This window comes from Robertmurraya sp. GLU-23 (assembly GCF_052983275.1).
Map to the genome: position 1 here is coordinate 632,865 of NZ_JBRKCV010000002.1, position 8,729 is coordinate 641,593.

The window sequence follows — 8,729 nt, forward strand, 5'->3', positions numbered from 1 at the left end:
AGGTGCAAGTTTACTTCTCACTTTAGTTTCCTATTTAACATGAAAATGTCCGTTACACGATAAGGGGGATGTATAGAAATATGTTAGTTGTTTATATTTGGAAGAGGTGTGTACAGGTTGTTTCAAACTATGACAAATAAAGTCCCTTTTATAAACTATAAAGCTGATTGTGAAAAGTGTTTTGGCTTGTGCTGTGTCGCTTTGCCTTTTATCAAATCAGCTGATTTTGCTGAGGATAAAGATGGAGGGGTACCATGTAAAAACCTTCAGGATGATTATCGTTGCGGAATTCATGAGGGTTTACGGGCGAAGGGATATAAAGGCTGTACCGTGTATGAATGCTTTGGAGCTGGACAAAAAGTTTCTCAATTTACTTATAAAGGTAGAGACTGGCGGGAAGACAAGAATGCTGCAAAGGAAATGTTTCATGTTTTTCCAATCATGCAGCAGCTTCACGAGATGTTGTATTACTTACAGGAAGCACTTATTCTAGCAGAAACTCGTTCCATTCGTAATGAGATACAAAAGGTGCTAGAGGAGACGGAAGCCCTTACGAAACTTAATCCGAATTCATTAATGGATCTTAATGTATCAAATCATCGTCAGGTCGTAAATGAATACCTTATAAAATCAAGTGAGCTTGTTCGTCATAAGGTGAAAAAAGACAAAAATCATCTGAAAAAAGTTGGCAAAGGCATGGATTTAATTGGTGCCAAGTTAAAAGGTGCAAACTTAAAAGGTATGTGTTGGAGGGGCGCATTTCTAATTGCTGCGGACCTTCGGGAAAGTGATTTACGTTATTGTGACTTTATTGGTTCCGATTTGAGAGATGCCAATTTACATGGCGCAAATTTACAAGGCAGTATCTTTCTTACACAAGCACAAGTAAATGCCGCGGAAGGCGACAAACATACTAAATTACCACCTCACTTAAGAGTACCACAACATTGGTTAACATAGGTTAAGATTTTCCATAGGGGAATGGACAATGATTTATATCAGAGTCGCAGTGTAGATTTCATGTACATTGCTTTTTATTTATTTTCATCTGGGAGATATATTTATGGAGATTTCATTAATTAGACATGGAAGATCAAAATGGGTACAAAATGATTGGATTACATCTGAACAATTTGAAAACTGGTTAACTAGATATGATGATCATGGGGTTTATGCTGAAGAAACTTACCCAGTGGAAACGCAAAAGAAATTGGAAACAGCCACCATGGTTTATACAAGTGATTTATATAGGTCTAGGGAGTCTGCAAAATTACTAATTCCCACAGTGGACATTGTTTCCGATCCGATGTTTAGAGAAACAGAGTTACCTACATTACCAGAACCTTTCTCGAAAATAAAATTGCAGCCAAGCGGATGGGCAGTCTTGATGAGGTGTTTGTGGGTTGCGGGTTACTCTAGAAAATGTGAATCCTTTGCGGATGCAAAAAATCGAGCCAAACAAGCTGCAGAGGAACTAATCCGTTCGGCTGAAAAATCTCAATCTGTGGTATTGGTCGGACATGGGTTTTTTAATATCCTAATAGCGAAAGAACTTTTACAAATGGGATGGACAGGTGCAAAAAGACCTGGCGCGAAGCATTGGCAGATTACTACATATACTAAATGAATTTTATTGGAGGAGTTAATCAAACGGTTGACCAAGTCCATACGATCAAGTTTTATTTGGATTTAGGACTCTCCATTTTGCCAACTCTATTAGTATTCAAGGATGGGGAGCTGATCAATACGATGCGTGGTCTGCATAGTAGAGAACAAATTAGTACAATCATTGATCGTTGCATAATATAACAAATATGATAAAAGGATATTTATATAATGGTTACCTTCATGGGGAATATTATTAAATAAAGGATAAGCCGAATTGATATTAAGCTCTTCCTTTTTTTTATTCAACATGTTACTATATAGTCACATATAATAAGTGACTAAAAGGTAACATGTTATATTTAACACCAATCTGGAAAGGATCATTGTGAATGGAAGATGAACTTTCAGCTCTTTTTAAAGCACTGGGCCACCCGACCCGAAGACGCATTCTTGATATATTGAAGGAATCCCCCAAAACGACGGGAGAACTAAATGATTTTTTTCCCGAAGTCTCAAGATATGCGATTATGAAGCATTTATCAGCATTGCAAGAAGGCAATCTTGTTATTGTTCGACGCGAGGGGAAATACAGGTTTAATTATTTAAATGTCATACCTTTGGAGGAAATGAACGAAAGATGGGTAGGGAAATATATGAAGAAGGATGCCCGATCACTTCTGAATTTAAAATCATTAGCTGAACAAACAGGAGGGGAATTAGAAATGGAACATTCAAAACAAGCAAAAGTATTTCGAATTGAGCAAGAAGTAGTCATTAACGCACCACGTGAAGAGGTTTTTAAAGCTTTGACAGAGAAGGCAGAAGACTGGTGGGAGTTTCGCTTAGCTCCAAAAGGTGTGAGGTCAACCTTTTCTTTTGATGCAGTACCAGGAGGACAATTTATTGAAAAATGGGGAGATAATGATGGAGCGGTATGGGGAAATGTGTATTATGTAAATGCTCCAGAGGAAATTCGACTACATGGTCATTTAGGCATGCAAGGGGCAGTTAATAGTGCGTATACCTATCGATTGAATGAAAAAGATGGTGTTACAACTCTTCGATTATCCCATACAGCTTCAGGCGTTATTGAAGAAGAATGGGAGGAATCACATACTCATGGATGGAAACAACTTCTTGGCACGTTATTAAAAAAATATGTTGAAGAAAATAATAAAGAGCAATAGATGATCCAATCTCAACTGGAGGAACATAATCATGGTAGACGTGTTTACTGAAATCATCATAAACCATCCGTTAGAAAAAGTATCAACGTACGCATCCAATCCGGAAAATGCTCCAGAATGGTATGTGAATATACAGTCGGCGGAATGGAAAACTGAAAAAACTGTACAGAAAGGATCTCAAATTGCATTTAAGGCGAATTTTCTTGGAAGAGAACTTGCTTATGTATACGAGATTACTGTATTCCAACCAGGGGAGAAGTTAGTTATGAAGACTTCATCAGGTCCGTTTCCAATGGAGACCATCTATACATGGGAGTCAATTGAAAGGGATGTTACTCGTATGACTCTACGAAATAGGGGAATTCCCACTGGCTTCTCTAAACTTTTCTCTCCTTTTATGTCCACAATGATGAAGAAAGCAAATATAAAGGATTTGAAAAAGATAAAAACCATCCTGGAGGACCAAAGATAGGAATGTTTTCCAATATCGATGAGTAGGCATTCGCCCTTCCGATTTCTTTCTATCAGCATAGGATAGTATTGTAACGCTGAGGGAGGTGTTAATGAATGTATAACAATAGTTTTGCGTTAATCGTTGTACTATTCATCTTGTTAATTATTGTTGGTACTGCATTTTTTGCCTAATGGCATAGTGAATATGTAGAAGAGTCAGCCTTAACTGGTTGACTCTTCTTGACTTTCATAAAATTTTGTTATTGTATGCACGATTTTAGTGTGCTATTGTATTTTTGTAACTTATTAAAGATGTTTAATAAGTGTCTTGAAACGGTGGTGAATTGATGAGTGATTTAATTGCAACTCCGAAATCAATGAAAAACGTCATCTTAAAGGGTATTCGAACTGGTTTACTTGAACTCGGGAGTGCAACAAAAGTTGAATTAAGTAATAAATTAGGAATTAGTTTTCCTACGATTAGCAAGTTTCTCATGCAAATGGAAAAGGATGGAGAACTGTTGGTCGTTGGCCTTGATGATTCGAGTGGAGGAAGAAGGGCTAAACGCTACTCATACAATCCCGAGTATATGCTGGGCTTGGCAATATTTTTAGAAAGTAATGAAACTCACTATACCGTTTTTAATTGTTTGGGTGAGGTAAAGAAGCAAGGGAACACATCAAGCGTATTAAAGAATAACGATTTAAGTCTGTTAACAAAATGTATTCAGGAGATCATTACGGAGTATCCAGGAATATCTTCCATTGCGATTGGCGTACCTGGGTCTGTCGATAATGGTCGTATATTTTACATACCTGATTATGACCATTTGCAGAATTTTGATTTAAAAGGGTATTATGAAAATCTTTTCTCTATCCCTGTCGTAATCGAAAACGATATGAATGCAGCGGTACTTGGCTATTTTAAATCGCTCGGGAATAAGGACAATCAGTCTCTCGTATACTTGTATTTTGGCCATAATGGTCCAGGTGCTGGTGTTTTAATTAATGGAGATGTGGTGCGTGGAAGTTCCTTTTTCTCAGGTGAGGTATCCTTTGTTCCTCAGTACGAAGAACAAAACTTTTTTCAAGCCTTGGAAAACCGAACGGCATTTCTTGATGATCATACATTGGATGCGGTGAGTAGATTAGTAGCTACATTTGTTGCAATAATAAACCCTCATATGGTTATTTTTTGTCATGGTGAAGTGAATGAAAAGGTTCTTGAACAGATAAAAAAACAAAGTTCGATCTATGTTCCGAGTGAGCATCTTCCTGAACTAACCGAAAGTAACTGGAAGCAAGACTATTTGTTAGGATTACAGAATTTAGGGCTGGAGCTCATGATCACGAAAACAAATATATAAATAGACAATAGAGGAGTACTGCTAATGGCAACCTTTTTCTTAGTGATCATTTATTTGGCTTTTATTAGCTTAGGTTTACCAGATTCTTTATTAGGGGTTACATGGCCATTAATGCGATCAGAATACGAGGCACCAATGGAAATGGCTGGCTGGTTATTTATGATGATTGCAGGTGCCACGATTGTTTCAAGTCTATTTACAGGGAAAGTTCTTAAAAGGTTCGGTACTGGTAAGGTGACTTTTATCAGCTGTCTCTTGACGGCTGTAGCCATACTTGGATTTAATTTTGCACCTTCAATCATTTGGTTGTTTATTTGTGCAATCCCACTTGGATTAGGAGCAGGTTGCGTGGATGCTGCTTTAAACAATTATGTGGCTGCCCACTATAAGGCACACCACATGAGTTGGCTTCACTGTTTTTGGGGAGTGGGGGCTACGCTTGGGCCAATTATTATGTCTTCGTTTCTTACGGGAGATCAATCGTGGAGAAATGGATATTTTACTATAGCTGGTCTTCAATTTGGATTAGTCATTATTCTTTTCTTAACCTTGCCGTTATGGGAAAAGGTAGCTAGTAAATCGAACAACAAACTAAACACAGAAATAGATTCTTCTAACAGTCAGTCTACAAAAAATGAAAAGCCTCTTCAAATTAAGGGAGTAAAGTTAGCCATGGCTACTTTTTTATTTTATTGTGGTGCTGAAGCGGGCATAGGTCTTTGGGGAAGTAGTTATTTGGTAAACGTAAAGGATTTGTCAGTTGGAGTGGCTGCTCAGTGGGTTTCTTTGTATTATGGAGGCATTACGATAGGCAGGTTCTTGACCGGATTTATTACGCTAAGGGTGGATAACAAAACGTTAATTCGCTCAGGTCAGCTTACAGCGCTTGCTGGTACGATCCTTTTGCTATTACCTCTACCTACGATCTTTTCACTTGTAGGTTTAATATTAATTGGCTTAGGTTTGGCACCCATTTTTCCATGCATGTTACACGAAACTCCAACACGCTTTGGAAAAGAACATTCTCAGACAATCATGGGTTATCAAATGGCGCTTGCGTATACGGGAAGTACCTTTTTACCACCATTACTAGGATTGGTGGCTGCTCAAACAACGATTGGTATTTTCCCCTATGTGATCGTACTCTTTGCAATTGGGATGTTTTTGGCTTCTGAAAGGTTAAATAGAATCATAGTCGAAAGGAAGATCTTATTGAAAAGAAATACTGAATCAACTGCTATGTAACCCAAAAGGGAGGAGTAGAGAGAAAGTTAATGAACTTACGGAAAATTGCAAAAAGATGGGTTTGTTCTTGTTGATGGGCCTCGTCTAACGGGGGATGGTTATTATGAAAGTGTTATAAAAGACCCTGAAGGGAATCTTATTGAACTAACCGTATAAAACATAAGTAAAGGCTACCTTTCAGGGTGGCTTTTTTATTTTTAGTGATCTAGCTTTCTTTTATCAGAACAGGATCTAACCATTTTTGGAATCCATAAACATTTTTTCCAATTAGGCATATGATGAAATGGTCAATTAATAAATAGATAACATGAGTAGGAGGTTGTATCTATGTACAACTACGGCAACCCATATTACTATGCTTACAATTATCAACCCGTCCAACCGTATTATTATTATGAAGATCCATCTGTTTCTACAGTAAGACAACCAGTCGATTTAGGTACAAGATGGGAAGTGGAAGAAGGTGGCTGGAGAGCCGTTTGGACAAGACGAGGAAACAGCAATGTGTTTGATGGCAGATGGACGAGAGCTGGACAAACGCCAATTACCGCAGTATTGAGAATGACTGTGGACGGCAATTTCGTCTGTATTGCAAGAAGAAATAGTAGTGATGGAAATAATTGTCAGTACGTAGGCAGAATTGAAGGAAACAGAGTAGTAGGTAGCAATGTGTGTAACAGAGGTGGCGGGTCTTGGAGCGGTACGATCTTAAGAGGACCAGCAGAACCAGATTTAGGTACAAGATGGGAAGTAGAAGAAGGTGGCTGGAGAGGAATTTGGACACGACGAGGAAATAGTAATGTATTTGATGGTAGATGGACTAGACAAGGTGCAACGCCAATTACAGCTATCTTACGAATGCAACAACAAGGAAACCAGGTTCGAATCGAACGTCGAAATAGCAGCGATGGAAACAACTGTACCTACACAGGTAGAATCGAAGGACGAAGAGCAACCGGAAATGTTACATGTGACCAAGGTGGAGGAAATTGGAGTGCTAGAATCACTGGATAATGAAATTGAGAAGGGCTACTAATTAGTAGTCCTTTTATTGTATAAAATTGATGGTCCTATAAAATTTCTAAAATATAAAAAATCGGAACCATCTCAAGATTCCGATTCACTAATCAATTAGATTCTATATTTAACTTTTTCATACGGTACTGTAGACTTTGTCGACTGAGTCCAAGTAAGTTGGCTGACTTAGAAATGTTAAAGTCATTTTTCTTTAGGATATGTTCAATATATGATCGTTCAAACAACTCCATTTGATCCTTTAGCGGGACGGTTACATCATAGCTCTCTTTAATAAAATGGTCCACTGTTGATAAAGGGATCATCCTTTCTTTCATTTGCATTTTGCTTCGATATTGAAATGGTAAATGAGAGTATTGAATCTCTTCTTCATCCATAATAATGTTCATGGCAGCCTCAATGATATGTTCAAGTTCTCGAACATTTCCGAGCCAATCATATTCCATAAAGGATCTGGTCACTTCTTCAGATAAACCTTTCACATTCATTTGAAAACGTTCATTATACTTTTCAATAAAATGTTGAACAAGTTGGGGGATATCTTCCTTTCGATCCCTTAACGGTGGAACAAAGAGAGTGACAACTCCCAGTCGATAATACAAGTCTTTTCGTAAATGATCATTTGCAATCGCATCAATTGGGTCCTCATTAATATTGGCAATGACTCTTACATCTACTGTTGTATCCTTTGTATCACCTACACGACGAATCATTTTTTCTTGTAGAACTCTTAATAATTTGGCTTGAAGATTTAGATTTAAGGAGTTGATTTCATCCAGTAATAATGTTCCGCCATTTGCTTGTTCAAATAACCCTGGTGAGTCAACAGCACCTGTAAATGCTCCACGCTTTGTTCCAAATAAAAGACTTTCTATTAAATTATCTGGTAGGGCTGCACAGTTTTGTGAAATAAAAGGAGCCGAAAACCGGCTGCTAGCATTATGAATACTCTGCGCAAACAGCTCCTTTCCCGTTCCGGTTTCACCAACAATTAACACATACGAAGAGGTTCTTGCAGCACGTTTTGCAAATTCAATTACTTCTTTAATCGCAGGGCTATTGCCGATTATATGATCAAATGTAAACCGAGTTGTCCCTTTTGTATTCATATTTCCTTTGATAAGGCGTTCTAGTTTGGTGACATCATTAGCAATTTCAACGGCTCCTTGAATTTCACCATCTTTAAAAATAGGGAAGGTATTGTTGATCGTTGTAATTTCTCGACCTTTATTGTTGAAGTACGTTTGTTTGACATTCGTGGTCTCTTTGCCTTCTTGAAGTGCTTGTACAAGAGTACTAGATTGATCGTCTTTAAACATAAACACATCTAGTAGATTTTTATCAATTACATCGTGTAAATCCATTGATTCCATCTGCATCATTTTTTTGTTATAGATAATGGTTTTTCCGGTTTCATCCACGGCATGAACCCCAACCTCTACCTCGTCTAAAATTCTCTCATATAATTTATTTACATATTGAAGATACGATAATGATTTCTTTGAATTCTCCATGAACGTTCTCCCTTGATTTAGTCTCATTACCAACTATTTAATCAAAATAAACTTCATAACGCAAAATATTTTTTGAATTTGTGACAAAAAATCGAAAATAGTGCAAAAAAATATTGCGCCTTTTTAAAGAGAAACATTAATGTGACGCAAAAATAAGAGTTGGCACGAAACTTGCACTAAACATGTGGAAGAATCGGTAGTGTCAAAAGTTTTATGAAAACTACCTAAAGGGTTAGTTCCGTTCCCATTTATTGAGTGGAAATCCGCCGCAATCGCTCTTGACAAACACGCCAATGGTTTGAGGATTGTTTAACAAGGGC

General features: G+C 37.6%; 9 protein-coding genes and 1 pseudogene. 9 read left to right on the forward strand and 1 reads right to left on the reverse strand.

All coding sequences use genetic code 11. The annotated features are described in order from the left end of the window. Positions 1-129: 129 nt before the first annotated feature. The 9 genes and pseudogenes from ACVBAX_RS07455 (at position 130) to ACVBAX_RS07495 (ending at position 6,874) form a co-directional block, all read left to right on the forward strand. Positions 130-960: a pentapeptide repeat-containing protein gene (locus ACVBAX_RS07455; RefSeq protein ID WP_447116474.1), complete on the forward strand. Its 831-nt coding sequence runs from the start codon at positions 130-132 to the stop codon at positions 958-960. A 103-nt stretch (positions 961-1,063) separates the two neighbouring features. Beyond that, complete coding sequence (locus ACVBAX_RS07460) at positions 1,064-1,627, forward strand: histidine phosphatase family protein (protein ID WP_447116475.1); 564 nt, start codon at positions 1,064-1,066, stop codon at positions 1,625-1,627. 370 nt (positions 1,628-1,997) lie between these two features. Further along, positions 1,998-2,795: an SRPBCC domain-containing protein gene (locus ACVBAX_RS07465; protein ID WP_447116476.1), complete on the forward strand. Its 798-nt coding sequence runs from the start codon at positions 1,998-2,000 to the stop codon at positions 2,793-2,795. A gap of 31 nt (positions 2,796-2,826) precedes the next feature. Beyond that, positions 2,827-3,267: an SRPBCC family protein gene (locus tag ACVBAX_RS07470; protein WP_447116477.1), complete on the forward strand. Its 441-nt coding sequence runs from the start codon at positions 2,827-2,829 to the stop codon at positions 3,265-3,267. Between the two features lie 95 nt (positions 3,268-3,362). Beyond that, positions 3,363-3,440, forward strand: a complete 78-nt coding sequence (locus tag ACVBAX_RS07475; protein WP_447116504.1) for a YjcZ family sporulation protein — start codon at positions 3,363-3,365, stop codon at positions 3,438-3,440. Positions 3,441-3,595: 155 nt separating this feature from the next. Further along, complete coding sequence (locus tag ACVBAX_RS07480) at positions 3,596-4,615, forward strand: ROK family protein (protein WP_447116478.1); 1,020 nt, start codon at positions 3,596-3,598, stop codon at positions 4,613-4,615. Positions 4,616-4,639: 24 nt separating this feature from the next. Then, complete coding sequence (locus ACVBAX_RS07485) at positions 4,640-5,860, forward strand: MFS transporter (protein ID WP_447116479.1); 1,221 nt, start codon at positions 4,640-4,642, stop codon at positions 5,858-5,860. A gap of 13 nt (positions 5,861-5,873) precedes the next feature. Then, positions 5,874-6,016, forward strand: a pseudogene (locus ACVBAX_RS07490) (VOC family protein); the annotation flags it as partial. Between the two features lie 171 nt (positions 6,017-6,187). Then, positions 6,188-6,874 carry a hypothetical protein gene (locus ACVBAX_RS07495; RefSeq protein ID WP_447116480.1) on the forward strand — a complete coding sequence of 229 codons (687 nt, stop codon included), beginning with the start codon at positions 6,188-6,190 and terminating at the stop codon, positions 6,872-6,874. A gap of 113 nt (positions 6,875-6,987) precedes the next feature. On the opposite strand, the gene ACVBAX_RS07500 is transcribed toward ACVBAX_RS07495, so the two are convergent. Beyond that, entirely contained in the window at positions 6,988-8,409 is a 1,422-nt protein-coding gene (locus ACVBAX_RS07500) for a sigma-54 interaction domain-containing protein (protein WP_447116481.1), read from the reverse strand. Between the last annotated feature and the right edge of the window lie 320 nt (positions 8,410-8,729).

Excerpts from the sequence above, each read along its gene's own strand:
- ACVBAX_RS07495 (WP_447116480.1), top strand. The coding sequence starts at position 6,188 with ATGTACAACTACGGCAACCCATATTACTATGCTTACAATTATCAACCC.
- ACVBAX_RS07475 (WP_447116504.1), top strand. The coding sequence starts at position 3,363 with ATGTATAACAATAGTTTTGCGTTAATCGTTGTACTATTCATCTTGTTA.
- ACVBAX_RS07455 (WP_447116474.1), top strand. The coding sequence starts at position 130 with ATGACAAATAAAGTCCCTTTTATAAACTATAAAGCTGATTGTGAAAAG.
- ACVBAX_RS07470 (WP_447116477.1), top strand. The coding sequence starts at position 2,827 with ATGGTAGACGTGTTTACTGAAATCATCATAAACCATCCGTTAGAAAAA.
- ACVBAX_RS07485 (WP_447116479.1), top strand. The coding sequence starts at position 4,640 with ATGGCAACCTTTTTCTTAGTGATCATTTATTTGGCTTTTATTAGCTTA.
- ACVBAX_RS07465 (WP_447116476.1), top strand. The coding sequence starts at position 1,998 with ATGGAAGATGAACTTTCAGCTCTTTTTAAAGCACTGGGCCACCCGACC.
- ACVBAX_RS07460 (WP_447116475.1), top strand. The coding sequence starts at position 1,064 with ATGGAGATTTCATTAATTAGACATGGAAGATCAAAATGGGTACAAAAT.
- ACVBAX_RS07500 (WP_447116481.1), bottom strand. The coding sequence starts at position 8,409 with ATGGAGAATTCAAAGAAATCATTATCGTATCTTCAATATGTAAATAAA.
- ACVBAX_RS07480 (WP_447116478.1), top strand. The coding sequence starts at position 3,596 with ATGAGTGATTTAATTGCAACTCCGAAATCAATGAAAAACGTCATCTTA.